General features: G+C 67.5%; 28 protein-coding genes and 2 pseudogenes. 19 read left to right on the plus strand and 11 right to left on the minus strand.

The window, feature by feature from the left end; translation table 11 throughout:
* Window positions 1-27: 27 nt before the first annotated feature.
* Both BLW27_RS02225 and BLW27_RS02230 read left to right on the plus strand, forming a co-directional pair.
* Window positions 28-624: a hypothetical protein gene (locus tag BLW27_RS02225; protein WP_245710743.1), complete on the plus strand. Its 597-nt coding sequence runs from the start codon at window positions 28-30 to the stop codon at window positions 622-624.
* A pseudogene (locus tag BLW27_RS02230) lies at window positions 621-968 on the plus strand (hypothetical protein); the annotation flags it as partial. The gene BLW27_RS02225 and the pseudogene BLW27_RS02230, both read left to right, overlap by 4 nt.
* A 19-nt stretch (window positions 969-987) precedes the next feature.
* Here BLW27_RS02230 and BLW27_RS02235 read toward each other — a convergent pair.
* Window positions 988-1,794 (minus strand): quinoprotein dehydrogenase-associated SoxYZ-like carrier, encoded by an 807-nt coding sequence (locus tag BLW27_RS02235; protein WP_089878525.1) that lies wholly within the window; start codon window positions 1,792-1,794, stop codon window positions 988-990.
* Between the two features lie 121 nt (window positions 1,795-1,915).
* Here BLW27_RS02235 and BLW27_RS02240 point away from each other — a divergent pair, with 121 nt between their 5' ends.
* Window positions 1,916-2,848 (plus strand): MBL fold metallo-hydrolase, encoded by a 933-nt coding sequence (locus tag BLW27_RS02240; RefSeq protein WP_245710744.1) that lies wholly within the window; start codon window positions 1,916-1,918, stop codon window positions 2,846-2,848.
* Here BLW27_RS02240 and BLW27_RS02245 read toward each other — a convergent pair.
* Together BLW27_RS02245 and BLW27_RS21905 are read right to left on the minus strand one after the other, a co-directional pair.
* A complete protein-coding gene (locus tag BLW27_RS02245; RefSeq protein ID WP_177177796.1) occupies window positions 2,845-3,444 on the minus strand; it encodes a hypothetical protein in 600 nt (199 codons plus the stop codon). The two genes, BLW27_RS02240 and BLW27_RS02245, sit on opposite strands and share 4 nt — an antisense overlap.
* Window positions 3,444-3,575 carry a hypothetical protein gene (locus BLW27_RS21905; protein WP_281242698.1) on the minus strand — a complete coding sequence of 44 codons (132 nt, stop codon included), beginning with the start codon at window positions 3,573-3,575 and terminating at the stop codon, window positions 3,444-3,446. The genes BLW27_RS02245 and BLW27_RS21905 overlap by 1 nt, the downstream gene beginning before the upstream one ends.
* Before the next feature lie 166 nt (window positions 3,576-3,741).
* Here BLW27_RS21905 and BLW27_RS02250 point away from each other — a divergent pair, with 166 nt between their 5' ends.
* The 7 genes and pseudogenes from BLW27_RS02250 to BLW27_RS02280 all read left to right on the plus strand — a co-directional run bounded on the left by BLW27_RS02250 (window position 3,742) and on the right by BLW27_RS02280 (window position 9,062).
* Window positions 3,742-4,869 (plus strand): S-(hydroxymethyl)glutathione dehydrogenase/class III alcohol dehydrogenase, encoded by a 1,128-nt coding sequence (locus BLW27_RS02250; RefSeq protein WP_089878527.1) that lies wholly within the window; start codon window positions 3,742-3,744, stop codon window positions 4,867-4,869.
* Between the two features lie 9 nt (window positions 4,870-4,878).
* Window positions 4,879-5,703: an S-formylglutathione hydrolase gene (fghA, locus tag BLW27_RS02255; protein WP_089878529.1), complete on the plus strand. Its 825-nt coding sequence runs from the start codon at window positions 4,879-4,881 to the stop codon at window positions 5,701-5,703.
* Window positions 5,704-5,730: 27 nt separating this feature from the next.
* A complete protein-coding gene (locus BLW27_RS02260; protein WP_089878531.1) occupies window positions 5,731-6,042 on the plus strand; it encodes a c-type cytochrome in 312 nt (103 codons plus the stop codon).
* A gap of 168 nt (window positions 6,043-6,210) precedes the next feature.
* Window positions 6,211-7,109, plus strand: a pseudogene (locus tag BLW27_RS02265) (ABC transporter substrate-binding protein).
* Window positions 7,110-7,121: 12 nt separating this feature from the next.
* Window positions 7,122-7,874: an ABC transporter permease gene (locus tag BLW27_RS02270; protein WP_089878533.1), complete on the plus strand. Its 753-nt coding sequence runs from the start codon at window positions 7,122-7,124 to the stop codon at window positions 7,872-7,874.
* Window positions 7,871-8,461 carry an ABC transporter ATP-binding protein gene (locus BLW27_RS02275; protein ID WP_177177797.1) on the plus strand — a complete coding sequence of 197 codons (591 nt, stop codon included), beginning with the start codon at window positions 7,871-7,873 and terminating at the stop codon, window positions 8,459-8,461. Before BLW27_RS02270 ends, BLW27_RS02275 begins: the two co-directional genes overlap by 4 nt.
* 259 nt (window positions 8,462-8,720) lie before the next feature.
* Window positions 8,721-9,062: a DUF2794 domain-containing protein gene (locus BLW27_RS02280; RefSeq protein ID WP_089878741.1), complete on the plus strand. Its 342-nt coding sequence runs from the start codon at window positions 8,721-8,723 to the stop codon at window positions 9,060-9,062.
* A 26-nt stretch (window positions 9,063-9,088) separates the two neighbouring features.
* Here the strand turns inward: BLW27_RS02280 and BLW27_RS02285 are convergent, their stop codons facing one another.
* The 3 genes from BLW27_RS02285 to BLW27_RS02295 form a co-directional block, all read right to left on the minus strand.
* Complete coding sequence (locus tag BLW27_RS02285; protein ID WP_089878537.1) at window positions 9,089-9,916, minus strand: C40 family peptidase; 828 nt, start codon at window positions 9,914-9,916, stop codon at window positions 9,089-9,091.
* A complete protein-coding gene (locus BLW27_RS02290; protein WP_089878539.1) occupies window positions 9,913-11,307 on the minus strand; it encodes a leucyl aminopeptidase family protein in 1,395 nt (464 codons plus the stop codon). The genes BLW27_RS02285 and BLW27_RS02290 overlap by 4 nt, the downstream gene beginning before the upstream one ends.
* 67 nt (window positions 11,308-11,374) lie before the next feature.
* Window positions 11,375-11,752, minus strand: coding sequence for a hypothetical protein (locus BLW27_RS02295; protein ID WP_089878540.1), 378 nt, complete (start codon window positions 11,750-11,752; stop codon window positions 11,375-11,377).
* 149 nt (window positions 11,753-11,901) lie between these two features.
* Between BLW27_RS02295 and BLW27_RS02300 the strand changes: the two genes are divergently transcribed.
* Entirely contained in the window at window positions 11,902-12,546 is a 645-nt protein-coding gene (locus BLW27_RS02300) for a carbonic anhydrase (protein WP_089878544.1), read from the plus strand.
* Here BLW27_RS02300 and BLW27_RS02305 read toward each other — a convergent pair.
* Both BLW27_RS02305 and BLW27_RS02310 read right to left on the minus strand, forming a co-directional pair.
* A complete protein-coding gene (locus BLW27_RS02305; protein WP_089878547.1) occupies window positions 12,543-12,878 on the minus strand; it encodes a hypothetical protein in 336 nt (111 codons plus the stop codon). The two genes, BLW27_RS02300 and BLW27_RS02305, sit on opposite strands and share 4 nt — an antisense overlap.
* Before the next feature lie 478 nt (window positions 12,879-13,356).
* A complete protein-coding gene (locus BLW27_RS02310; RefSeq protein WP_089878745.1) occupies window positions 13,357-14,379 on the minus strand; it encodes an aspartate-semialdehyde dehydrogenase in 1,023 nt (340 codons plus the stop codon).
* Between the two features lie 287 nt (window positions 14,380-14,666).
* On the opposite strand from BLW27_RS02310, the gene BLW27_RS02315 reads away from it, so the two are divergent.
* Window positions 14,667-16,541, plus strand: coding sequence for a polysaccharide biosynthesis protein (locus tag BLW27_RS02315; protein ID WP_089878549.1), 1,875 nt, complete (start codon window positions 14,667-14,669; stop codon window positions 16,539-16,541).
* Between the two features lie 24 nt (window positions 16,542-16,565).
* On the opposite strand, the gene BLW27_RS02320 is transcribed toward BLW27_RS02315, so the two are convergent.
* Window positions 16,566-17,417: an LOG family protein gene (locus BLW27_RS02320; RefSeq protein ID WP_089878552.1), complete on the minus strand. Its 852-nt coding sequence runs from the start codon at window positions 17,415-17,417 to the stop codon at window positions 16,566-16,568.
* Between the two features lie 138 nt (window positions 17,418-17,555).
* Here BLW27_RS02320 and dapD point away from each other — a divergent pair, with 138 nt between their 5' ends.
* The 7 genes from dapD to BLW27_RS02355 all read left to right on the plus strand — a co-directional run bounded on the left by dapD (window position 17,556) and on the right by BLW27_RS02355 (window position 24,613).
* Window positions 17,556-18,383, plus strand: coding sequence for a 2,3,4,5-tetrahydropyridine-2,6-dicarboxylate N-succinyltransferase (gene dapD / locus BLW27_RS02325; protein ID WP_089878556.1), 828 nt, complete (start codon window positions 17,556-17,558; stop codon window positions 18,381-18,383).
* Between the two features lie 60 nt (window positions 18,384-18,443).
* Window positions 18,444-18,698, plus strand: a complete 255-nt coding sequence (locus tag BLW27_RS02330) for a GlsB/YeaQ/YmgE family stress response membrane protein (RefSeq protein WP_089878559.1) — start codon at window positions 18,444-18,446, stop codon at window positions 18,696-18,698.
* Between the two features lie 59 nt (window positions 18,699-18,757).
* Window positions 18,758-19,102 carry a hypothetical protein gene (locus BLW27_RS02335; RefSeq protein WP_089878562.1) on the plus strand — a complete coding sequence of 115 codons (345 nt, stop codon included), beginning with the start codon at window positions 18,758-18,760 and terminating at the stop codon, window positions 19,100-19,102.
* Window positions 19,103-19,165: 63 nt separating this feature from the next.
* Window positions 19,166-20,308 (plus strand): succinyl-diaminopimelate desuccinylase, encoded by a 1,143-nt coding sequence (gene dapE, locus BLW27_RS02340; protein ID WP_089878565.1) that lies wholly within the window; start codon window positions 19,166-19,168, stop codon window positions 20,306-20,308.
* On the plus strand, window positions 20,305-20,736 hold the full coding sequence (locus tag BLW27_RS02345) for a GNAT family N-acetyltransferase (RefSeq protein WP_089878570.1): 432 nt from the start codon (window positions 20,305-20,307) through the stop codon (window positions 20,734-20,736). Before dapE ends, BLW27_RS02345 begins: the two co-directional genes overlap by 4 nt.
* A gap of 108 nt (window positions 20,737-20,844) precedes the next feature.
* A complete protein-coding gene (rnr, locus tag BLW27_RS02350) occupies window positions 20,845-23,139 on the plus strand; it encodes a ribonuclease R (RefSeq protein ID WP_089878573.1) in 2,295 nt (764 codons plus the stop codon).
* Between the two features lie 112 nt (window positions 23,140-23,251).
* Window positions 23,252-24,613 carry a lytic murein transglycosylase gene (locus BLW27_RS02355; RefSeq protein ID WP_089878577.1) on the plus strand — a complete coding sequence of 454 codons (1,362 nt, stop codon included), beginning with the start codon at window positions 23,252-23,254 and terminating at the stop codon, window positions 24,611-24,613.
* 89 nt (window positions 24,614-24,702) lie between these two features.
* On the opposite strand, the gene BLW27_RS02360 is transcribed toward BLW27_RS02355, so the two are convergent.
* Both BLW27_RS02360 and BLW27_RS02365 read right to left on the minus strand, forming a co-directional pair.
* Window positions 24,703-25,185 (minus strand): RNA pyrophosphohydrolase, encoded by a 483-nt coding sequence (locus tag BLW27_RS02360; protein ID WP_089878579.1) that lies wholly within the window; start codon window positions 25,183-25,185, stop codon window positions 24,703-24,705.
* Window positions 25,182-25,637, minus strand: coding sequence for an SRPBCC family protein (locus BLW27_RS02365; protein ID WP_089878583.1), 456 nt, complete (start codon window positions 25,635-25,637; stop codon window positions 25,182-25,184). Before BLW27_RS02365 ends, BLW27_RS02360 begins: the two co-directional genes overlap by 4 nt.
* Between the last annotated feature and the right edge of the window lie 45 nt (window positions 25,638-25,682).

Consider the following 25,682-nt stretch of genomic DNA (forward strand, 5'->3'; position numbering starts at 1 on the left):
CCCCGCTGCCCGCCTTGGCGGCGAGCGGTGAGGAAACCTACGATCTGCTGTTCCGCGGGGGGCACGCTGGACGCGGTTCCCATGGATCAGGCGCTGGTCTATCGGCGCGAGGTCGAGAGCCGGCTCAAGCCTGAAGCGGCAGAGCGCGATACCGGCAGCGTGGTGCTGGACATCCGGGAAGGTGACGCGCCGATGGCCGATCTCCGGTTCCGGCAGGACGACAAGTACCGCGGCCTCGGCAGCTTTCCGGCCAGCGTCGGCAATCCGATGATCATGTATTTCTACGAATCCGTGGTGCGGGACATGGCCGAAGCGGCGGGCGGAAGCCCGTTCTACATCCGCAACCGCGTGAAGGATGCGTTGGTCCAGCCATCCGACATCGTCGAGGGAGAGGCGGCGGTCGATGGCCGGACGGTCGAGACCCGCACGATCACCCTGCACCCCTTCCACGGCGATCCGAATGCCGACCGGATGCAAGGTTTCGGCGATCTCGCCCTGACGGTGACCATGTCGGAAGAGGTGCCCGGCTGGTATCTCAGCCTCGTCGCCGAAGCGCCGGGTGAGGACGCGCCGGTCTACCGCTCGGCCATCACGTTCGAGTCTCTGCAGGAGGAGGCGCAATGACGCGGTTTGCGGCAGCTGCGCTTTTGCTGGCGTTACCCTGCGCGGCGCAGGCGCAGGACGCGGCGCAGCGCTACAACGACTATCCGACCGCGGCGCGGGCGGATTACGTCTTTGGCTGCATGGCGACCAACGGCAACAGCCGCGAGGTTCTGATCCGGTGCAGTTGCTCGATCGACGAGATCGCGTCGATCCTGCCCTACGTGCAGTATCTCGAGGCCGAGACCGTGCTTTCGATGCGGCGCGTCGGGGGCGAACGGATGGCCGTCTTCAACAGCGCAGTCGCCGCCGAGACCCTCGTCGCCGACCTGCGTCGCGCGCAGGCCGAGGCCGAGCTGGTCTGCTTCTGGATCAGCCCTGCTTCGGTTATCCTTGGACATCCTCGGAAAGGACCTGCTCGAACCGGTTGCCGTCGGTATTCGTGGCCCTGACCGTCAGCGTGGGCGCGCCGTTGTCGTCGTAGGCGAAACGGAAGACCGGGTTCTCCGAGATCGAGATGCCGCCCTCCATCGTGAACAGGCGGTCGTCGCCCTGCCAGACTTCCAAGTGATCGATGAAATGCGCCGGGATGAAAAGCTGCGTGATCTGGTCGCGCTGCAGCCCGGAATAGTTCGGATGCCGCAGCATGATCTGCGCCTCGGGCCGCGGCGTGGACATCTGCGCCTCGCCGAACACGCGCAGCTTCATCTGCCCCATGTTCGCCAGTGCCACCTGCGGGTCGCGCCTCGCCGGGGCCGAACACCCGCCCGACGCCTTGACGAAGCGGCCCGACATGAACAGCCCGTCGGGAGTGTCGGCGATGACGCGGACGTTCGAATACTGGTTCACCCGGACGCGCAATTCGAAATCGATCGGTGCCATCGCCTCGGCGAACGTCAGTTCGGCCGCCACGGGGGCGGGGTTCTCGTCGATGACGATGGTCGCCTTCTCGATTCGGGCGGAAGGGTCGACCTGGCGCAGGATGATCGGCACGGTGGCGGCGTCGTTCGCGCGGTAGGGCGCGTCGAGCGCCAACGGGCTGTCCGCGTCCGACAGCGCCCGGTCGCCGATCACGTCGAACTCCAGCGATTGCCACGTGGCGCTTTCGGTCAACGGGTTCTCGACTGTCCCGTCCGCGAAGGCCGGTGCGTTCAGCAGGGCAAGCGCCCCTGCGAGTACGAGCGTGCGGGCCATGCCGTCTCCTCCTGCGTGGGGTGCGGGGATGGTGCCATGGCGGAACGCGTGCGGATACCTCGCATAAAGTCGGTGTGGCCTTGGCCGCCGTCTCTGGCACGCTGGCAGCAGGAGAAATGGGATGTTCGAGGCGATCATCGTGCTGTGTCTGACCGGGGCGGACGGCCCATGCCGGGATGTGCTTCTGCCGGGCTACGAGGCGTCGGACAGGGCGTCGTGCGAGACGGCGCTTGACCGGCAATTCCCTGATCTGACGGCATTCGTCGCGTTGCGTGTGGCCGCCGCGCCGCATTGCCGACCGGCGGCCGAGGCGCTGCCGATGGTGGCGGTTGCTGAGGGCGTTCACGTGCACCGGGGCTTTGTGGAGGAGCCGGACGGACGGAATCGCGGTGACGTGGCCAATCTCGGGCTCGTGATCGGCGGCGCCTCGGTCGCGGTCATCGACAGCGGCTCGGCCCGGTGGATGGGCGAGGCAGCCTGGCGCGCGATTCGCAACCTGACGGACCTGCCCGTCAGCCACGTGATCCTGACGCACATGCACCCCGACCACGTCTTCGGCGCGAGCGTCTTCGAGATGGCGGGGGCGGACGTGGTCGGTCACGCGCGGCTGCCGCGCGCGCTGGCCGAGCGGCAAGGGAACTATCTCGAAAGCCTCGGCCGCCTGATCGGGCCCCAGGCTCTGCTGGCGACCCGCGCGCCGGGGATCACGCGGACGGTGGACGGCGAAGACCTGATCGACCTTGGTAACCGCGTGCTTGACCTGCGCGCCTGGCCCGCCGCGCATACCGGCACCGACCTGACCGTGTTCGACCGGCAGACAGGCACGCTGTTCGCCGGGACTTGGTGTTCGACGCCCACACGCCCGCGCTCGACGGCAGTCTGCGCGGCTGGCAGGCGGTGCTGGAGGAGTTGCAGGCGCAGGACGTCCAGCGGGTGGTGCCCGGTCATGGCGCGGCGGCTCTGCCCTGGCCCGAGGGGGCCGAGCCGCTGGCGCGCTATCTCAAGACGCTGGCCAGCGACACGCGCGCGGCGATCGCGGCGGGCGAGCGCCTAGGCGACGCGGTCACACACATCGCCGAAAGCGAGCGGCCGCACTGGCAGCTTTTCGACGCCTACAACCCGCGCAACGCGACCGTCGCCTATACCGAGCTGGAATGGGAGTGATCCGCCTTCGTCGATCTCGGCCTGAAGCAGCTGCGCGATGGCGTAGATCCGCTTTTCCAGAAGGGTCGGCGTCTCGCACAGGTAGGTGATGGATTGCTGGCGGTCGGAATAGATCGTCTGGTCCCAGTCGATCTGTTCCTCGAGGTCGTCGACCTTGTCGAAGTCCGGATCGTCCTTCTCCATCTCGACAACCATGTCCTGGCGCGCAGCCTCGATCTGCGCGGCGACGCCGATCTGGCTGGTCGAGAATTCGGCGATGCCGTCTATGATCCGCGTGCGGCGGCGCGACAGCCTGTCGAAGACGCCTTCGAAGACCAGGCCCATAGTCGCGGCGTCGCCGCCATGCGTCTCGGCGAAGGCGGCGATGTCGGGCGCCAGAGCCTCGGGTTCGATCCGGCGGACCGCCAGCTTGCCGGCGAGCTCCTCTATCGCGTCGCTCAGCGCAGCGTCGGCGGGCACTTTCTCGGGGATTGGGTGCGGCCACATCAGGCCAATCGAAAGCCTTTCCACCTTGCGCTGGATGCAGGGCCACGTGGGGTCGGAAAATCGGCGGACAGGGCCATGCCCGGCAAAGCAAGCCAAAGCAGCGCGGCGGCCGCCATTTCGCGCGTCTTCATGGTGGTCTCCTCCGTCGGGCGAAAGGATGCCCGACGCCCCGGCGACTGTCTACGCCGCGGGATGCAAACTATAGTCTGCATTGTCCGGGTATACCCCGGTCCACCATACTTCCCCGAAAGAGGCGCCGGCCGGGAAAGGCTGGCGAAGACTGAAGAAAGGACAGACATGCGCACTCGTGCAGCCGTGGCACTCGAGGCCGGAAAGCCGCTTGAAATCATGGACGTGAACCTGGACGGGCCGAAGGCGGGCGAGGTGCTGGTCGAGATCAAGGCGACCGGCATCTGCCACACCGACGAATTCACCCGTTCGGGCGCCGACCCCGAGGGCATCTTCCCGGCGATCCTGGGCCACGAGGGCGCGGGCGTCGTCGTCGAGATCGGCGAGGGCGTCACCACGCTCAAGCCCGGCGACCACGTGATCCCGCTTTATACGCCGGAATGCCGCGAGTGCTATTCCTGCCTGTCCGGCAAGACCAACCTCTGCACCGCGATCCGCAACACGCAGGGCAAGGGCCTGATGCCCGACGGGACGACCCGCTTCAGCATGCTCGACGGGACGCCGATCCATCACTACATGGGCTGCTCGACCTTCTCCAACCACACCGTGCTGCCCGAGATCGCGCTGGCCAAGGTCCGCGACGACGCGCCCTTCGACAAGATCTGCTACATCGGCTGCGGCGTGACCACCGGCATCGGCGCGGTGATCAACACCGCCGGGGTCGAGATCGGCTCGACCGCGGCGGTCTTCGGGCTGGGGGGCATCGGCCTGAACGTGATCCAGGGCCTGCGCATGGCGGGCGCGGACATGATCATCGGCGTCGACCTGAACGACGCCAAGGAAGACATGGCGCGCAAGTTCGGCATGACGCATTTCGTGAACCCCTCGAAGGTCGAGAACACGGTCCAGGAGATCGTCAAGCTGACCCAGCGCGGCATCGATCACATCGGCGGCGTGGACTATTCCTTCGACGCCACGGGCAACGTGCAGGTCATGCGCGACGCGCTGGAATGCTCGCACCGCGGCTGGGGCGTTTCGGTGATCATCGGCGTCGCTCCGGCCGGGGCCGAGATCAGCACCCGGCCGTTCCAGCTGGTGACGGGCCGGGTCTGGAAGGGCACGGCCTTCGGCGGCGCCAAGGGCCGCACCGACGTGCCGAAATTCGTGGACTGGTACATGGACGGCAAGGTCGAGATCGACCCGATGATCACGCACAAGCTGACGCTGGACCAGATCAACGAGGGATTCGACCTCATGCACGAGGGCAAGTCGATCCGTGCCGTCGTGGAATTCTGAGGAACGGTGATGGACATCGTTTCCGAAAATCGCAGCTTCGGCGGCGTTCAGGGTGTCTACACCCACGACTCCAACACCTGCGGATGCGAGATGACCTTTGCGGTCTATCTGCCGCCGCAGGCCGAGGAGGGCCCGGTGCCGGTGCTGTGGTACCTGTCGGGCCTGACCTGCACGCACGAGAACGCGATGACGAAGGCGGGCCTGCAGGAACATGCGGCCATGCACGGGCTGGCGGTGGTCTTTCCCGACACCAGCCCGCGCGGCGAGGGCGTGGCCAACGACGAGGCCTACGACGTGGGGCAGGGCGCGGGCTTCTACGTCAACGCCACCCGCAGTCCGTGGCGGCCGCATTACCGGATGTACGACTACATCCTGAACGAGTTGCGCGACGTGGTGACGGCCGAGTTCAAGGTGGACGGGCGCCACGGCATCACCGGCCATTCGATGGGCGGGCACGGCGCGCTGACGCTGGCGATGCGCAACCCGGACCAGTTCGACTCGGTCTCGGCCTTCGCGCCGATCGGCAACCCGACGAAAAGCGACTGGGGCCGCAAGCAGTTCAGCGCCTATCTCGGCGATGACGAGGCCAGCTGGGCGGATCACGACGCGACCATGCTGCTCGAAGACAAGGGCTGGAAGGGCGACATCCTTGTCGACCAGGGCGGCGCGGACCAGTTCCTCGACCTGCTCCGGCCCGACGCGCTGGCCGAGATGCTGGCGCGGCGCAGGCAGGCCGGCACGTTCCGGATGCAGAAGGGCTACGACCATTCCTACTTCTTCGTGAACTCGTTCGCCGGCGACCACGTCGCCTGGCACGCCGATCGCCTTTACTGAAACCGAACCGACGGGAAGCCGACCACGATGATCAGACACCTCGCAGCAGCCACCCTTCTCGCCACGATGCCAGCTTTGGCCGTGGCCGAAAGCCATGCGATGGCAGGAGACGCCGCGGCCGGCGAAAAGGTCTTTCGCAAGTGCATGGCCTGCCACGACGTGGGCGCCGACGCGAAGAACAAGGTCGGCCCGATCCTGAACGGGGTGATCGACCGCCAGATCGCCAGCGTCGAGGGCTACACCTATTCGGACGTCCTCAACGCCATGGGCGCGCGCCGACGTGATCGCCCATCTCGCGACGTTCTCGGAGGAGGGCGACAGCGGGTCGTGACCGTTTGATGGCCGTGGCGGAGGGAGGAGGTCCGCCGCCACGGCCTCGACCGGCAGGGCTGGGCAGGTCCGCCCAGCATGCCACCAGGCGGCCCTTTGGCCGCGCAAAGGTAGGAAGACAATGAAACTACTTCGCATGCTAGCGTCGCGTTCGCGACCGCCGTTCCGGCGCAGGAGCTGCCGACGATCCGCGCCGCCACGCTGGCGATCGGCACCGTCAACTGGGAGATGAACACCATCGTCGAGCAAGCCTTGACGAGAAGCACGGCTTCAACCTCGAGATCCAACAATACGCCGACAACGGCGCGACCCGCGTCGCCGTCGAAGGCGGCGAGGCCGACATGGCCGTCGCCGACTGGATCTGGGTCGCCCGGCAGAACGCCGCCGGCAAGGACTACGTGTCCCTCCCATATTCCAAGGCCGTTGGCGGCTTGCTGGTACCCGGCGACAGCGAGGCGCAGAGCCTCGTCGACCTCGCCGGCGGCAAGATCGGCATCGCTGGCGGGCCGTTGGACAAGTCGTGGCTGATCCTGCGGGCCTACGCGCAGCAGGAACACGGCATGGACCTGGCCGCCGAGACCGAACAGGTGTTCGGCGCGCCCCCGCTGATCTTCAAGGCCGGGCTTTCGGGCGAAATGGACGGCGCCATCAACTTCTGGCACTTCCTCGCCAAGATGAAGGCCGGCGGCATGCGCGAGCTGATCTCGGTCGACGAGGCGGGCAGGGCGCTTGGCCTCGACACCGACACGCCGCTTCTGGGCTACTACCTCAAGCAGAGCTTCCTCGACGAGCATCCCGGCCTTGCGCAGGCCTTCTACGACGCCAGCCGCGACGCCAAGGACCTGCTGTCGTCCAGTGACGAGGCGTGGGAAGCTGTCCGTCCGAACATGAACGCCGGCACCGATGCCGAGTTCGAGCAGCTCAAGAGCGACTGGATCGCCGGCATTCCGGCGCGCGGACCGGTCGACATCGAGGGCGCGAACCGGATGCTGGAGCTGATGAACGAGCTCGGCGGCGCCGAACTGGTCGGCGAGGCGACCGAGATTCCCGCCGGTCTGTTCGCCGACGTGGGATAAGCCTTGGGCCCGATGATCGACAAACCCGCGGTGACCTCCGCCCTGTCGATCCTCGGACTTTTCGCGCTGTGGGTCGTCGCGGCGACGCTGAGCGCCTTTCCACAGATCCTGCCGCAGCCCTGGGCACTGCTGGAGCCGTTCCAGCGCGAGATCGCGAACGGGAAGCTGCCTTATCATCTTGGCGCGACGTTGCTGCGGGTGATCTGGGCCTTCTGCCTAGCGATGGCCTTCGGCGTGGCGCTCGGGCTGGCGATGGGACGGTCGGAGCGGCTCAACCGCTGGCTCGACCCCTGGCTGGTGATCTTCCTCAACCTGCCGGCGCTGGTGCTGATCGTGCTCTGCTATCTCTGGATCGGCCTGAACGAGACCGCCGCGATCGTCGCCGTGACGCTGAACAAGATCCCCAACGTCGCGACCTTCATCCGCGAGGGCGCGCGGGCGCTGTCGCCCGATCTCGACGCGATGGCGCAGGTCTACCGCATGTCGTGGATGGCGCGTCTGCGGCATGTCACGCTGCCGCAGCTTGCGCCCTATATCGCCGGGGCCGCGCGGGCAGGGGTTGCGGTCATCTGGAAGATCGTGCTGGTGGTCGAGTTCCTGGGCCGGTCCTCGGGCATCGGCTTCCAGATCCACCTTTACTTCCAGCTGTTCGACGTGAGGATGGTGCTTGTCTACTCGCTGTCCTTCATCGTGGTGATGCTGGCGGTCGAATGGCTGTTGCTGCAACCGTGGGAACGCCGCGTGAGGCGCTGGAGAACGGCGTGACCAGTGTCGACATCCGCTCGAAATCCTTCGGCGGGGTGCCGGTGCTCGGCCGCGTGCGCTTCGACATCGCACCCGGAGAGAGAGTCGCGCTTGTCGGCCCTTCGGGAATCGGCAAGTCGACCGTGCTGCGCATCGTCACCGGCATCGACACGCGGTTCGAGGGGCACGTGGATCGCCCCGAGGCGATGGCCATCGTGTTCCAGGAACCCACGCTGCTGCCGTGGCGCAGCACGATCGACAACCTTTTGCTGACCCACCCCGGCCTTGCGCGCGATGACGCGCTCGCGGCACTCGACCGCGTGGGTCTGAGCGGCAAGGACGGCTTCTTTCCTGGACAGTTGTCGCTGGGCCAGCAGCGACGCCTGTCGCTGGCGCGCGCCTTCGCAGGAAAGCCCGACCTTCTGATCATGGACGAGCCCTTCGTCTCGCTCGACCCCGAGATGGCGGAACAGATGATCGCGCTGACCGAGACGCTGATTGCCGAGACCAAGCCGGCGACGCTGTTCGTGACCCATGCCCATGCCGAGGCCGAGCGGCTCGCCGACCGAGTGCTGGTGCTCGGCGGACATCCCGCCACGCTTGGCTGATCGCGCAGGCCGTCGGCGGTCGGAACGTGCCCCACGCAGGCGCTGCGGTTCGGGCGATTTGTGCTCCTCTGTCCTGAGGCCATCGGCAGCATCCATAGAGGCGAACGCCCGAGCAGTGGGATGGACGCCGCGCTGGGGCCTCTGCGGGCCTCCGCGTCCGCTTGATGACGTCCATCGCATCACCTTTATGCGCCGCGTGCTGGCCGGTGCTGCGGGCAAGACACTTGATTTTAACGTCGTGCAGGGCAACCTTGGAATGATGAACAGCTTTTCAGCGTTTCCTTCGGGTCCGTCGGGGCAATCGGTCGTCTCGTTCCACCGGACCGAACTTTCGGTGATCCTGTCGCTCTACGGCCGCATGGTGGCCGCCGGCGAATGGCGCGATTACGGCATCTCCAGCTTGCGGGACGCGGCGGTGTTCTCGGTCTTCCGGCGCACCGCCGAACACGCTCTCTACCGGATCGAGAAGCGGCCGAAGCTGCGCGCGCGGCAGGGCGAGTACGCGGTGATCGGGATGGACGGACAGGTGATCAAGCGCGGGCATGACCTGAAGACCGTACTGCGCGTGCTGGAACGCAAGCTGATCCGCGCGGTCGAGTAGTAGCGCGGCACCGTCCGGTCGGTGCGTCAGGCCAGCCGCGCATGGCGGGTGACGGCGCCGTCGCCCTGAGCCTCGATCCGGGCGATCGCGCCTTCCCGCGCTTCATATGCTACGGCCATGTGATGCACGTTGGCGTGCAGGATCGTGTCCGGGTCAGCCACCCACGCCACGTGGCCCTTCCAGAACAGCAGATCCCCGCGGCGGGCGGGCGTGCCCGGCGGCTGGGTTTCCCCCAGCGCACGTTCCTGAAGATCGCTGTCGCCGGGGCACGACCTGCCGCACAGCGCCAGCGCAAGCTGCACCAGGCCCGAGCAATCGATGCCGAAGGCGGAGTTGCCGCCCCAAAGATAGGGCGTGCCCACAAGACGTTCGGCCACCTCAACGGGGTCGGCGGCGCGTTCGTCCAGCGGCGAGAGGTGAGCGGCCGGTACGAATCCGTGGGCGGTTTCCGCGAACCGGCCGTGCCTGGTCAAGACTGCCACGCGCGCGCCCATGGGCAGTGCGACCCCCTCGGGCGACTTGATATCAGCGCGCGGATAGACATGCGTCGCGCGGGCGGTCACCCGATGCGTCGGGGCGCAGGTGGTTCCCAGCGACGTCGCCTTCACGTAGCCGACATACCCGTCATCCTCCGACTGCACGAAAGCCCAGTCCGCCTCGCGCTCGAACACAGTCACTGCGGCGCCGGCGAGCAGCTGACGGTCGCGCGGCCCGCCGGGCGCGGCGCACAGATCAACAACCGGCGCAGTAACGCCGGCGGCGCTTCCCTCGACGTAGCGCGGCGCATCGACCCGCCCGCGCAGGGATGCGGCGGCGACCCGTTCATTGGCAGGAGTCAGGCGCCGGTCGCTCATAGTTCCAGCACCGATTCGAGCGCGCCGAGGATGGCGCGCGAGCCTTGGCCCAGCCCGCCCTTCGAGCGACCCGGCGCGGCGACGGGCTGCCAGCCATAGATGTCGAGATGCGCATACCGCGTTCCCGGTTCGACGAAGCGGCGCAGGAAGAGCGCGGCGGTGATTGCCCCCGCCATGCCTCCCGAGGGGGCGTTGTCCAGATCCGCGATGCCCGGCTCGATCATCGCCTCGTAGGGAGTGTGGAACGGCAGGCGCCAGACCGGATCGGCCGCGGCGCGGGCAGCCTGTTCCAGTGCGGCGGCCAGCGGGTCGTCGTCCGTGAAGAACGGCGCGATGTCGGGGCCGACGGCGACCCGCGCGGCGCCGGTCAGCGTGGCCATCGAAATCAGCAGGTCGGGCTTCTCCTCGCAGGCCAGCGCCAAGGCGTCGGCCAGGACAAGCCGTCCTTCGGCATCGGTGTTGTTGACCTCGACCGTCATGCCCTTGCGCGAGGTCAGGATGTCCTGAGGCCGGAAACTGTTTGACGACACCGAGTTCTCGACCGCCGGGATCAGCACGCGCAGGCGCACCGGCAGTTCAAGCGCCATGATTGCCTGTGCCAAGCCCAGCACGTTTGCCGCGCCGCCCATGTCCTTCTTCATCAGACCCATCGAACTGCCGGGCTTCAGGTTCAGCCCGCCGGTGTCGAAGCACACACCCTTGCCCACCAGCGTGACCAGCGGGCCGGTCTCGCCCCAGCGCATGTCGATCAGCCGCGGCGCCTGCGGCCCGGCGCGGCCCACCGCGTGGATCATCGGGAAGTTTTGCTCGATCAATGCGTCGCCGGCAATCACAGAAATCGACGCGTCGAAGGTTTCCTGTACCGCCCGCGCCGCGTTCTCCAGCGCCGCGGGTCCCATGTCCGCAGGTGGGATGTTGATCAGGTCGCGGGTCATCGCCTCGGCCTCGGCGAGGATCTCGATCCGGGCCGAGTCGATCCCGTCCGGTGCGACGAGTTCCGCGCCGGGGGCGTCGGTTGCCCCGCGGCGGTAGCGGGTGAACGTGTAGCACGACAGAAGCCAGCCCAGGCACTCGTTGGCCAGTGCCGCATGGTCGATGCCGCCGCCGGCGATGCGGTAGATGCCCGGTGCCAAGCGTGGCACCGCCGCTGCCAAAGGAAAGCGCAGGCGCGCGCGCTCGCCCGGCGTGCCGTGGCCGACCAGAGCCGCGCAGGGTGCGCCCTCGGGTCCGGGTATCATCAGTGCGGCGCCAATCGCGCCATCGAAGCCCGACGCCTGAACCCAGCGGCGGGTGGTGTCGTCGGCCTGCGCCAGCCAAGCGTCGACCTTGTCCGGAGACAGGACGTGAAGCGGCCAAGCCTCGGACGTGGCGGGGGCGAAGGACAGTGACATCGGCGAAAAGAACCTGTGCTTGGATTTCCGCCGGCATCGTAGGGCCTTCGCCCTTCTTCGCAAGGTATCAGACCGAAAGTTCGGGCGAATTCCACAACCGGCATAGCGACTGCTCGGCGATGCGGGACAAGCGGTTCAGCGTCGCCGCCTCGGCCACCGTGTCGGCATCCTCGATGCACAGGATGACGTCGCGAGACACCTGCGCCATGCCCTTCAGGCCGATTTGCTCGGCGACCGGGCACAGCGCGCGCAGCGCCTTTTGAAGGTCTTCGCGCGGGCCGTCTATCGACAGGCGCTGGATGTGAAACAGGCGCTGGCTGATATCTTCCATCGCGCGGCAGACGATGTCCTCGGCCCCGTAGGGACCCAGGTCGCTGCGCAACACTTCGAGCGGTTCCGCATCGACGCGCGGCAGTTCCTTCGGAGCAAGAAAGATTACACTCACAACTTCCCCTTCACGGTCGCACCCCCACGGCTGCACACGGTGTGCCAGAGCAGGGTTCCCGAAAGGTTGATCCGGCGGGGTGATTTCGCTCGAATTTCCACTGAATTCAGCGTATTCGGATCGGCGACATCCCGAACCGGAGACGCGACATGCACCGCGTGCGCCCGCTGCCCGCCTATCTCGTCCAGCGCTATCATGGCTGGAAGGCCACCGGCTACCAAGAGAACCGCGCCTGGTACAAGCGTCTGGCGGCCGAGGGCCAGCGCCCCCGCGCGATGGTGATCTCATGCTGCGATTCGCGGGTTCACGTGACGTCGATCTTCGGCGCGGATCAGGGCGAGTTCTTCATTCACCGCAACATCGCCAATCTGGTCCCGCCCTTCGAGCAGGACGGCGCGCAGCACGGCACCTCGGCGGCGCTGGAATACGCGGTCACGGCGCTGGCGGTCGCGCACGTGATCGTGCTGGGCCATTCGCAATGCGGCGGCGTGCAGGGCTGCATCGACATGTGCGAAGGCCGTGCGCCCGAGCTCGAGAAGGAGACGTCCTTCGTGGGGCGCTGGATGGATATCCTGCGCCCGGGCTACGAACGCGTCCGAGAGACCGAGGGCGACAAGGCCGGCGCCCTGGAAAAGGAAACGGTCCTTGTGTCCCTGCGCAACATGATGACCTTCCCCTTCGTGCGGCAAGCGGTCGACGAGGGGGGGCTGACGCTGCATGGTCTCTGGACCGACATCGGCGAGGGCGGCCTGGAATACTGGGACGCCGCTGACGAACAGTTCAAGCCGGTCTAGCGGTTTCCGTCCTGCCGAAGCACGCCCGAGCGGCCGTCGCGACCGGCGCTGATCGACGCGCGTCCCAGCCGCCGTGCGAGAAGCCGCAGCGGCATGCCCAGGCAGCGCCCGGTGCAGATCGGCAGCCCGCTCTCGTTCAGGACGACCAGTCGACCTTCGCGAAACCCCAGGCCGTAACCACGTTCCGCCAGCCGGCACGCCAAGTCGTTCCAGGACTCGGCGGCGTCCACGATGGGGCGCAGAAAGGCGCGCAGCAGCATCAGGGTTTCGGAATCCAGCGGCGCCGGAAGTATCGAGCGCTCCTTGAAATCGTTGGCGGAGGGTATGTGCATCGTCGTCGCTCCCAGAACAGGGCGTCAGGCTTGCAAGCGACTAGGGCGAAACTTCGACGGCAGCGCGCCGAAGCGCGGATCTCGAAAGGAAAGGTTAACGGATCGTTGCTAGAACGCCCCAATGTCCCTGACCCAAACCACGCTTTGCTTGCCTGTCCCGCTACGCCCGCCCGGTTCCGGTCGGCCCGTGGACCCGAAGCAGGATGCCGCGGATCAACCGCAGAGGAGCTTGGCCCCGCAGGCGCGCAGGCTGGCGCGTCAGCGATTGATTCCTAGCCGCAAAAGTGCCGATCCGGCGTCCGCGCATGATTTCGAGATTGAGATTCCCGCCAGGAATGCGCCCGCTTCGACCCGGCTTTGCGTGCAAAGCCGTCGGTTCCCGGCGGCGACGGTGGGCGGGATGAGCGGTCGACGAAATCGAACCGCGGCCCAGACGTCGGCTCCGGTGACCGGAGCCGACGACGGATCATTTGGACGCTCAGCCCTTCTTCAGGACGCGCTGACCGAAGACTTCGGCGATCTGCACCGCGTTCAGGGCGGCGCCCTTGCGCAGGTTGTCGCTGACGCACCAGAAGTTCAGGCCGTTGTCGATCGTGCTGTCCTGGCGGATCCGACTGATGAACGTGGCATAATCGCCCACGCAATCGATCGGCGTGACGTAGCCGCCGTCCTCGCGCTTGTCGACCACCATGATGCCGGGGCTTTCGCGCAGGATGTCGCGGGCCTCGTCCTCGTCGAGGAATTCCTCGGTCTCGATGTTGATCGACTCGCCGTGGCCGACGAAGACCGGGACGCGCACGCAGGTCGCGGTGACCTTGATCGACTTGTCGAGGATCTTCTTGGTCTCGGCGACCATCTTCCACTCTTCCTTGGTCGAGCCGTCTTCGAGGAAGACGTCGATATGCGGAATGACGTTGAAGGCGATCTGCTTCTGGAACTTCTTCGGCGGCACCTCGGTGACCGGGTTGTAGACCGCCTTGGTCTGGTCCCACAGCTCGTCCATGCCTTCCTTGCCGGCGCCGGACACCGACTGGTAGGTGCTGACCACCACGCGCTTGATCCTGGCGCGGTCGTGCAGCGGCTTCAGCGCCACCACCATCTGCGCGGTCGAGCAGTTGGGGTTGGCGATGATGTTCTTCTTGGAATAGCCCATCACGGCGTCGGCGTTCACTTCCGGAACGACCAGCGGAACGTCCGGGTCGTAGCGATAGAGCGAGCTGTTGTCGATCACGACGCAGCCGGCCTTGGCCGCCTTGGGCGCGAATTCCTTCGTCGCGTCCGAGCCGATGGCGAACAGCGCGATGTCCCAGCCGGTGAAGTCGAAGGTGGCAAGGTCCTGCGTCTTCAGCGTGCGGTCGCCGAACGACACCTCGGTCCCCAGCGAGCGGCGCGAGGCCAGGACGGCGATCTCGTCGACCGGAAATTCGCGTTCGTGCAGGATGTTGAGCATTTCGCGGCCCACGTTGCCCGTGGCGCCGGCGACGACGATCCTGTAACCCATGTGGTCCTCCATTCGGTCACGCCCGGCAGTCTTGTGGCCGGACAGGTTGACGCGCGTCATATAGCACCCCCATGGCATGCGAAAGGCCCCTGCGCCCGGCCGCAGCGTCCGCCGGCGCGAATCCCCTGGGCGGGAACCGGCCGAAGCGCCCCGCCGCGATGTGCCGGGGAGGGGCGCAGGCTTGTCTATTCAGGCCGTGATAACCTAAGGTTGAACAGCGACCGCGACGGCCTTGGGAAGAGCTGGGCGGATATGCAGGCCCGAAAACGGGTCGAGGGGGCAGGGGCATGATCTACCGACTGGTGACCGCGATGACGCGCCGGCAGAAGCAGTGCGTCTTCGCCGCGATGGACGCATTGGTAGCCGCGGCAGCGGTTCTGGTTTCCGTCGTGCTGGTCGCTTCGTTGCGTGGCGAGGCGGCCGCGCTGGCGCAGGCGATGCCGTTGGCGCTGTGCGCGGCCTGCGCCGCCGTCGTCCTGTCCTGGTCCCTCGGCCTGCCGCAGGTCAAGTTGAACGCCTTCGAGATGCGCAGCGCCGCCCGTGCCGCGCTGCTGGCGCTGTTCGTGACGGTTGCGGGCATCGGGCTCGACGCAATCCTGAACACCGGCTTCGCGATCGGCCAGCACGTGATCGCCGGGCTGATCCTGCTGATCCTGACCGTCAGTTGGCGACTTCTGCTGCTCAACGTCACGAACGAGATCTACCGCCGGGGCAAGCCGCGCATGCGGGTGCTGATCTACGGTGCCGGTCAGACCGGACGGCAACTCGCCGCGGCGCTGCGCCATGACGAGAAGATCTATCCCGTGGCGTTTCTCGACGACAATCCAACGCTGCAAAGCCTCGTGATCGGCGGGCTGCGGGTTCACGCGCCCTCGGCGGTCGAGGATCTGGTGCGCAAGAAGACGATCGACCGTATCGTCCTTGCGATGCCGTCGATCAACACGCCTGCGCTCGCGCGTATCGCACATGGCCTGCGCAATGTCGGGGCCGAGGTGCACGCGCTGCCGTCCTTCGCGCAGATGGTCGGGCAAAGCGGCGTGCCGATGCGCGCGGCGCCGGTGCCGCTCGATTCGCTGCTGGGGCGCAGCCGTCTGGAATCCGACCTGCCGCTTGTCGGCGACACGTATTCGGGCCGGCGCGTCATGGTGACCGGGGCCGGCGGCTCGATCGGGTCCGAGCTTTGCCGCCAGATCCTGGCCTGCAATCCGCACTGCCTCGTTCTGGTCGACCAATCCGAGCTGGCGCTCTACACGATCGAAAAGGAACTAACCGAACTTGACGCCGCGCCCGAGATCGTGCCGGTTCTCGGCTCGATCCTGGACGGGCCGACGATGACGAACGTGATGCGGCGGCACCGCATCGACGTCGTCCTGCACGCCGCCGCCTACAAGCACCTTCCGCTGGTCGAGGCGAACCCGATCGCGGGCCTCGAGAACAACGTCCTAGGCACACGCGTCCTGGCCGAGGCGGCGCGAGAGACCGAAGTCGAACGTTTCATCCTGATCTCCTCCGACAAGGCGGTGCGCCCCACCAACGTCATGGGCGCATCCAAGCGGCTGGCCGAACTGGTGGTGCAGGACCTCGCGACGCGTTCGGGCCGCACGCGGTTCTCGATGGTGCGCTTCGGCAACGTTCTGGGATCGAGCGGGTCGGTCGTCCCGCTGTTCGAGGAGCAGATCGCCCGCGGCGGCCCGGTGACGCTGACCCACGCCGAGGTCACGCGCTACTTCATGACCATCGCCGAGGCGGCGCGCCTGGTGCTGCTGGCGGGCTCTTTCGCGCGCGGCGGCGACGTCTTCGTGCTGGACATGGGCGCCGCCGTTCCCATCCGCAGGCTGGCGCGCCAGATGATCGAGGGGGCCGGGTTCTCGGTGCGCGACGCGGACAACCCCGATGGCGACATCGAGATCCGGATCACCGGCCTGCGCCAAGGCGAGAAGCTGCACGAGGAATTGCTGATCGCCCCGGACATGCTGACCACGCCGCACGCCAAGATCATGCGCGCACAGGAGAGCTACCTGTCCGAGTTCGAGACGGCGAACGCCCTGCGCGCCCTGCGCGACGCGATCGACGACCGGGACGAAGCCGCGGCGCGCGCGGTCATCGGCCGCTGGGTCGAGGGTGTGGCCGCGCCCGCGCACGGGGGCGCAGCCAGCCTCTGAACGCGACGCCGATCTGGTCGGCTTCTAGCGCTGCTCTCTCCCGGGGATCTCGTCGCGCTTCGGCGCGGGCTTCCATTCGTCGATGGTCTTCGCGGCTTCGTCGGCGCTTTCGACGAAGCGGAACAGTTCCAGATCCTCGGGGCTGATCGTGCCGGCATCGACAAGCGCATCCCAATTGATGATCTTCTCCCAGAAGGCGCGGCCGAACAGCAGGAAGGGCACGCGGTCCATCCGACCGGTCTGGATCAGGGTCAGCGCCTCGAACATCTCGTCCAGCGTGCCGAAGCCGCCGGGGAAGACGCAGATCGCGCGCGCGCGCATCAGGAAATGCATCTTGCGGATCGCGAAGTAGTGGAAGTTGAACGCGAGGTCCGGCGTCACGTAGGGGTTCGGCGCCTGTTCGTGCGGCAGCACGATGTTCAGGCCGATCGACACGCCGCCGGCCTCGTCGGCGCCGCGGTTGCCGGCCTCCATCACGCCGGGGCCGCCGCCGGTGCAGATGACGTAGTCGCGATTGCCCGACGCGACCGAACGTTCGGTCATTAGCCGCGCGAAGGCGCGGGCCTCGTCGTAGAAATGCGACAGCTCGGCCAGGGTCTGCGTGCGGGCGGTGTGCCGGTCCGCCGGCGCCGGAATGCGGGCGCCGCCGAACAGCACGATGGTCGACTCGATCTCGTGCTGGTCGAGCAGCATCTCGAACTTCAACAGTTCGAGTTGAAGCCGAACCGGCCGCAGCTCCTTGCGGAACAGAAACTCGTCGTCGGCGAAGGCCAGCCTGTAGGACGGCGACCGCGTCTGGGGCGTATCCGGCACGCCGGCGGCGGTCGTGCGGTCGTCTCGTGCATCCCGGAACGCGCTGTGGCGGTCGTCGTCCATTGTCTTCTCCTCGTATCGGTGTCCCACGCCTAGCGCCTCGTCCGGTAAAGGGGAAGCCGGTGGGCCGCCGCCGGTGCATTGTCGCAGGGGCAATCCGGCGCTATAGCCCCTCGGAACCATCCGCAAGGGGACAGGACCATGTCGAACGCACAGCTTGAGACCGCCATCGAGGCCGCCTGGGAAAACCGCGCCGAGATCACGCCCGCCACCAAGGGCGAGACGCGCGAGGCCATCGAGGCCACGCTCGAGGCGCTGGACAGCGGCAAGCTGCGCGTGGCCGAACGTGGCGCGGGCGGAGAGTGGACGGTCAACCAGTGGGCCAAGAAGGCCGTGCTGCTGGGCTTTCGCATCAAGGACATGGAAATCCAGTCGGGTGGCCCGCAGGGCGGCGGCTGGTGGGACAAGGTCGACAGCAAGTTCAAGGGCTGGGGCGACGACGACTGGAAGACCGCCGGCTTCCGCGCCGTCCCGAACTGCGTCGTGCGCAAGTCGGCCTACATCGCGCCGGGCGTGGTGCTGATGCCGTCCTTCGTGAACCTGGGCGCCTATGTCGACGAGGGCACGATGGTCGATACCTGGGCTACGGTGGGCAGCTGCGCGCAGATCGGCAAGGGTGTCCACCTGTCGGGCGGCGTCGGCATCGGCGGCGTGCTCGAGCCAATGCAGGCCGGTCCCACGATCATCGAGGACAACTGCTTCATCGGCGCGCGCTCCGAGGTGGTCGAGGGCGTCATCGTGCGCGAAGGCTCGGTCCTGGGGATGGGCGTCTATATCGGCCAGTCCACCAAGATCGTCGACCGCGAGACCGGCGAGGTCTTCATGGGCGAGGTGCCCCCCTACTCGGTGGTGGTGTCCGGCTCGATGCCCACGAAGAACAACCTGAACTTGTATTGCGCCGTGATCGTCAAGCGCGTGGACGAGAAGACACGCTCGAAGACGGGCATCAACGAGTTGCTGCGCGACTAGGGAACCGCTCACCGTTTCGTTACGTTGCGCCCACGCCATCGGTTCAACGGGAGAGACGAAATGGAAGGACTTGGTTGGTTCGCAGCCATCATCGTGGGCGGCCTTGCAGGCTGGATCGCGGAAAAGATCATGGGGGGCGATCACGGCCTCCTGACGAACATCGTGCTGGGCATCGTGGGCGCGATCGTCGCGAACTTCCTGCTGGTGCTTATCGTGGGCTCGACGTTGGGCGGCTGGATCGGCCAGTTGATCGTCGGCGTCATCGGCGCGTGCATCCTGATATTCGCCTGGCGCGCGATCAAGGGCCGCACCTGACCCTTTCGCCACATGCTGCGACACGGTAAGGCTGGCCCCGTAAAGAAGCGGGGCCGGCCATGACCGACAAGTCTGCGCAGAAGACGAAAGAGGCGAGGGCACACCAGGTCTACACGCTGGTGGTCGAAGTGGGGCGCACCAAGGGTGACGGCCTGCCGGACGGCGCCAAGGGCGCCGCGCTGATGTGCTATGCCTCCGGCGTGGACGAGGCCGAAGCGGTCCGCGAGACCGTTGCGATCCTCAAACAGGCAGACATGGCCCCGCTGGACGTGACCGGCTACGGCACCGAGGCCGAGCGTCGCGCCGAGGGCCACGAGATCGACGACGAGGAAGCTGCCCTGATGGCGCGCGCGCTGGAAGAAAACGCAGTCATCGTCGCGCAGGTCACCCCCTTCCACGACTGATATCCGGCATTTGCCAATCCCGTCGCGCCACGCTAGCCAAGGGCGAAACGCGAAGGAGCCGCCATGCCCGTCGACCCCGTGGACCTGACCGCGCGCCTCGTGCGCTGCCCGTCCGTCACGCCGGACGAGGGCGGCGCGCTGGATCTTTTGCAGGCGCTGCTGACGGATGCTGGATTCGACTGCACCCGCGTCGACCGCGGCGGCGTGTCGAACCTTTTTGCCCGATGGGGACCGCGTGGCCATGCCCGCACCTTCGGGTTCAACGGCCACACCGACGTCGTTCCGATCGGCCGGGCCGAGGATTGGACCCATGATCCGTTCGGCGCCGAGCGGGAGGACGGTTTTCTGTACGGCCGCGGCGCCACCGACATGAAGTCCGGCGTCGCCGCCTTTGCCGCCGCCGCCGTGGATTTCGTCACCGAAACCCCGCCCGAAGGCGCCGTGGTGCTGGCGATCACCGGCGACGAAGAGGGCGATTCAGTGGACGGCACTGCCGCGCTGCTCGACTGGATGGGCGAGGCGGGCGAGCGCCTGTCGGTCTGCCTTGTCGGCGAGCCGACATGCCCCGAAACGATGGGCGAGATGATCAAGATCGGCCGCCGCGGCTCGCTCAACGCCTGGATCACGGTTCGGGGGAAACAGGGCCATTCCGCCTATCCGCACCGGGCGCTGAACCCGCTGCCGGCAATGGCGCGGCTGGCGGACCGGCTGTCCTCGCACGCGCTGGACGACGGCACGGACCACTTCGACCCGTCGACCCTGGCGTTCGTGACCATCGACACCGGCAACCGCGCTACGAACGTCATCCCGGCCGAGGCGCGGGCAACGCTGAACATCCGCTTCAACGATCGGCATGACGGCGAGAGCCTGACGCGGTGGCTGCGCGAGGAAGCGGCGGCGGTCGACGCGACCTTCGGCACCACGACCGAGATCGGCGTCAAGGTCTCGGGCGAGGCCTTCCTGACGCCGCCCGGACCGCTGTCGGACCTCGTGGCGGCCGCGGTCGAGGCGGAGACCGGCATTGCGCCCGTGCTGTCCACCAGCGGCGGCACGTCGGACGCGCGCTTCGTCAAGGATCACTGCCCGGTGGTCGAATTCGGGCTGGTGGGCAAGACGATGCACGCCGTCGACGAGCGCGTCGAGATTGCGCAGATCGGCCAGCTCAAGGCGATCTATTCGCGCATCCTGATAGAGTATTTCGCATGAGCGTCACCATCGCCGAGACGACGGACATCGACGCCTGCCATGCGCTCCGCCGTACCGTCTTCATCGACGAGCAGGGCGTGTCCGTCGCCGAGGAGATCGACGGCCGCGACGCCGAGGCGGTGCACCTGCTGGCCAGCGTCGACGGCGTGCCGGCGGGCACGGCGCGCATCCTGTTCGACGGCGAAACGGGCAAGATCGGCCGCGTCTGCGTGCTGCGGCCCCATCGCGGAACGGGCCTGGGGGCAGCGCTGGTAAAGGCCGCAGTCGAGGCGATCCGGGCACGCCCGGACACGCACATCGCGGCGCTGGGCGCGCAACTGCCGGCGCTGGGCTTCTACGAGCGCTTGGGCTTCGTCGCCTACGGCCCCGTCTTCGACGACGCGGGCATCGACCACCGGATGATGAAGCGCGATCTTCGTGCGTCGTAGGGGCCCGCATGGCTTCAGGATAAAGAAACAATAGGACCGGCATCTTCGCCCGGCTAGATGGCCGCAATTGCCCATGACGACGTCGGGCACGCATGCTACGTGCAGCGTATGACACGCATTCCCACGAAGACGGACATCCTCGACTGGATCTCCGAGAACCCCACGCTGACCTCGAAGCGCGACATCGCCAAGGCCTTCGGCATCAAGGGCGCCGCGCGCATCGACCTCAAGCGCGTGCTCAAGGAGCTCGAGCACGAGGGGCATCTCGAGAAGCGCAAGAAGACCTATCGCGATCCCGACCGCCTGCCGCCCGTAAGCGTGCTGGAAGTGCAAGCGCCGAACGCCGACGGCGACCTGTTCGCGCGCCCGCTGGAATGGCACGGAGAAGGGGTCGAGCCGATCGTGTTGATCGTGCCGCGCCAGAGCGATCCGGCGCTGGGCGAGGGCGACCGGATCCTCGCGAAACTGCAGGTGGTGCACGAGGAAGACCACAACTACGAGGCACGGCTGATCCGGCGGATCGGGTCGAGCCCGAGCAAGGTCGTGGGCATATTCCGCAAGGGCGCCGAGGGCGGCCGCATCGTACCGATCGAGAAGGGCAGCAACAAGGAGTGGGTGGTCGCCGCCGACGCCACCGGCGGCGCGCAGGAGGGCGAGCTGGTCGAGGCCGAGCAGGCTGGGCCGAGGGGCCGCATGGGCCTGCCGCGAGCGCGAATCCTGCTGCGGCTGGGTGATCCGACCGCGCCGCGGGCGGTGTCGCTGATCGCGATCCACCAGCACGGCATCCCCGACGATTTCCCCGAGGACGTGCTGGCCGAGGCCGACCGGATGAAGCCGGCCGGGCTGGCGGGCCGCGAGGATCTGCGCGACCTGCCGCTGGTGACGATCGACCCCAGAGATGCGCGCGACCACGACGACGCGGTCTTTGCCGAACCCGACGACGATCCGAAGAACCCCGGCGGGCATGTCCTGTGGGTGGCCATCGCGGACGTCGCGCACTACGTGCGCCCGGGATCGAAACTGGACGCCGAGGCGCGGCGGCGCGGCAATTCCAGCTATTTCCCCGACCGGGTCGTGCCCATGCTGCCCGACCGGCTGTCGGGCGACCTGTGCTCGCTGCACGAGGGCGTCCCGCGCGCTTGCATCGCCGCGCGCATGGTCATCGACGCCGAGGGTGAATTGCGGCGCAAGAAGTTCGTCCGCGGGCTGATGCGCTCGCCCGCCTCGCTGACCTACGAGCGTGTGCAGGCGGCGATGGACGGCCGGCCCGACGACGAGACCGGCCCGCTGCTCGACCCGGTGATCCGCCCGCTTTACGCCGCCTACGCCGCGCTGAAGGCCGCGCGCGAACGCCGTCAGCCGCTGAACCTGGAGCTGCCCGAGCGCAAGATCGCGCTGGACGACGAGGGGAAGGTCAGCTCGGTCGACTTCGCCCAGCGGCTGGATGCGCACAAGCTGATCGAGGAATTCATGGTGTTGGCCAATGTCGCGGCCGCACAGGTGCTGAACGAAAAGGACGTGCCGCTGCTGTTCCGCGTCCACGAGGAGCCGCCCGCGGACAAGCTGGAATCCCTGCGCGACACCGCCGAGGCGGCGGGCTTTTCCCTCGCCAAGGGCCAAGTGCTGAAGACCGAGCACCTGAACCGCCTGCTGGATCAGGCGGCGGGGTCGGACGACGCCGACCTGATCAACATGTCGACCCTGCGGTCGATGACGCAGGCCTATTACAGCCCGAAGAACTTCGGGCATTTCGGGCTCGCGCTGCGGGATTACGCGCATTTCACCTCGCCCATCCGGCGCTACTCGGACCTCGTGGTGCATCGCGCGCTGATCACCGCCCATGGCTGGGGCGATGACGGGCTGAGCCCGGCCGAGATCGAGAGGCTGGAAGAGACCGCGCAGCACATCAGCGACACCGAGCGCCGTTCGATGATGGCCGAACGGGACACGACCGACCGCTACCTGGCCGCCTACCTGTCGGATCGCGTGGGCGCCGAGTTCACCGGCCGCATCGCGGGGATTGCGCGCTTCGGCGTCTTCGTGAAGCTGGACGAGACCGGGGCCGACGGGCTGGTGCCGATCGGTACGCTGGGGCGCGAGTTCTTTCATTTCGACGCCGACAGCGGCACGTTGATGGGCGCCGATTCCGGCCGGGTCATCGCCATCGGGATGCGCGCCCGCGTGCGCCTCGTCGAGGCAGCGCCGGTGACCGGCGGCATCGCCTTCGAGATGCTCGAGATCGAGGACGAAGCCTATGGCGGCGGGGCGCGTCGCGTCTCGGGACCGAAGGGGCGCGGACGCAGGCCCGGCACGGCGCCGCCGCGGCGCAAGGCCGCCAAGGCCGGCAAGAAGGACGCCAAGGTCAAGCGCAAGGTCAGCCGCCAGCGCCGCGAAAAGCGCTAGTCGGCCGGCGGGATTTAGCGCTTCACGGTAAACGTGACTTCGCACGATCCGGTCTTGTCGATAGAATGCGGACAAACCCGGGAAAACATCGGGCAGAGCGGAGAATACCGATATGGGCGTGACTTTCATCGTTGCGGCGCTGGCCGGCGGACTCGTCGCCGGGGGTGCCTGGGCCGGACCTCTCGAGCGGTCCGAACGTCCGGTTCTGCGCGCGGGCGCAGAAACCGTATCGCGGGCGTCCTTCGCAGCGATGGCGCCGGGCACCTCTCTGCGCCCCACGGCGCGGATTCGCGCCGCCGTGCTTGCCCCCGAGGTCGAGCGGGCCGCGCTGGTCCAGCCCTCGGGCTCGGACGCCGGTCTGCGCGCCTGGATCGAGGATTTCACGCCACGCGCGCGGGCGCAGGGGATTGGCGACGACACGCTGCGCGCGGCTTTCGCCGCCGTGCGCTACGACCCGGACGTCATCCGCCGCGACAGCAACCAGTCGGAATTCACCAAGACGCTGTGGGATTACCTCGGCAGCGCGGTTTCCGACACGCGCATCGCCAACGGCCGCGCGGCCCTGCGCGAGCACGACGCCCTGCTGCGCGCGATCGAGACACGTTACGGCGTACCGAAGGAGATCGTCGCGGCGATCTGGGGGCTGGAAAGCGCCTATGGCGCATTCCGAGGCTCGGACCCGGTGATCGGGTCGATGGCGACGCTGGCCTATGATGGCCGCCGCGCCGCCTTCTTCGAGGAGCAGTTGATCGCCGCGTTGCAGATCCTCCAGGAGGGCCACACGACACCCGACCGGATGACCGGGTCCTGGGCTGGCGCGATGGGCCACACGCAGTTCATGCCGACCTCGTTCCGGCAGCTGGCGGTGGACTGGACCGGCGACGGGCGGCGCGACATCTGGGGCGATGACCCGGCCGACTCGCTGGCCTCGACCGCGCATTACCTCGACAAGAACGGCTGGGTGACCGGCCAGCCCTGGGGGGTCGAGGTGCGCCTGCCCGAAGGGTTCGACTTCGCCCAGGCCGGGCGCGACGAGAAGCGCATGCCGTCCGAATGGGCGCGGCAAGGGGTGCTGGGCGTCGAGGGACGGCCGGTGAACGACTATGGCCGCGCCTCGGTTCTGGTGCCCGCCGGGCACCGCGGCGTCGCCTTCCTGGTCTTCGAAAACTTCAGGGTGATCGAGCGCTACAACGCCGCCGACGCCTACGTCATCGGCGTCGGTCACCTGGCCGACCGGCTGGCCGGCGGTGCGCCGTTCCAGGGCGACTGGCCCGAGGGTGACCGCGCGCTGACGCGCGACGAGCGGATGGAACTGCAGCAGCGGCTGAGCGCGGTCGGATTTGATACGCGCGGCGTGGACGGGCGCATCGGGCCGATGACCCTGAACGCGGTCCGGAACTTTCAGCGCAGCCGGGGCATGGTGCCTGACGGCTATGCCGATCCGGCGCTGTTGCAGAAGTTGCGCAACCTCTGAAGCCCAACCTCTGAAGCCCAACCGAAGGGCCCAAGGGCAAAGGCCGCGGACGCAGGGGCGTCGGCCCTACGGTTGACGGAGGCGAAACGCTACAGCCGGTCGACGAATTCGGCGAGAACGGCCTCGTAGACCGGCCGCTTGAACGGCACGATCTGCTCGACCACCGCGTCCGGTTCCAGCCAGCGCCATTCGGAGAACTCGGGATGCTCGACCGCGATGTTCACCTGGGCGTCGGTGCCGTGGAAGCGCAGCAGGAACCACTTCTGCTCTTGCCCGCGATAGCGGCCCTTCCAGATGCGCGGCACCAGATCGTGCGGCAGGTCGTAGGTGATCCAGCCGGTGGTCTCGGCCTCGATCGTGACGAGGCTCGCGGGGATGCCGGTCTCTTCCTCGAGCTCGCGCAGCGCGGCGGTGCGGGGGATCTCGCCCGGGTCGATCCCGCCTTGCGGCATCTGCCAGGCGGGAATGTCGCTGTCCAGCCGCTGCCCGACGAAGACCTGGCCGTCCGCGTTGACCAGCATGAGGCCGACATTGCGGCGGTAGGGAAGGCGGGCGATCTCGTCCGGGGTCATGAAACATCCTGTGCGTGTGAAGCGCCCAACAGGCGGCGTCGGACCCGGTGGCGCGTGCGATACATGTAGCCCGCCCACAGCGACACCGGCAGGCCCATTTTCCCGGCGGATATCTCGATCCGCTCGGTCAGGCGCGCGCCCTTGTCGGTGCCGGACACCGACAGCCAGTGTTCCCATCGGTCGATCCCCGCGCCGTATTCCAGCGTATGGAAACTGCGTGTAACATCGTCGCGGTCGAGCACCTCGATCACGTAGGGCCGCCAGGGCAGACGGCCGAAGGGCGACACCGCGATGTTCAGGCATTGGCCACGCGTCAGGCGCCCCTCGGGCAGACCACGGAAGGTCACGAGCCCGTTCGACAACGGCTCCAGCATTGCCAGGTCGGTCACCAACCGCCACAGCCGGTCGGGATTGGCCTCGTAGTCATAGCTGAGTGAGACCGTGCGCGTCATCGGCGGGCCGCTCGCGTCTGAAGATGGAAGATAGGGGCGGCGCGC

Source organism: Citreimonas salinaria (assembly GCF_900107235.1).
GTDB lineage: Bacteria > Pseudomonadota > Alphaproteobacteria > Rhodobacterales > Rhodobacteraceae > Citreimonas > Citreimonas salinaria.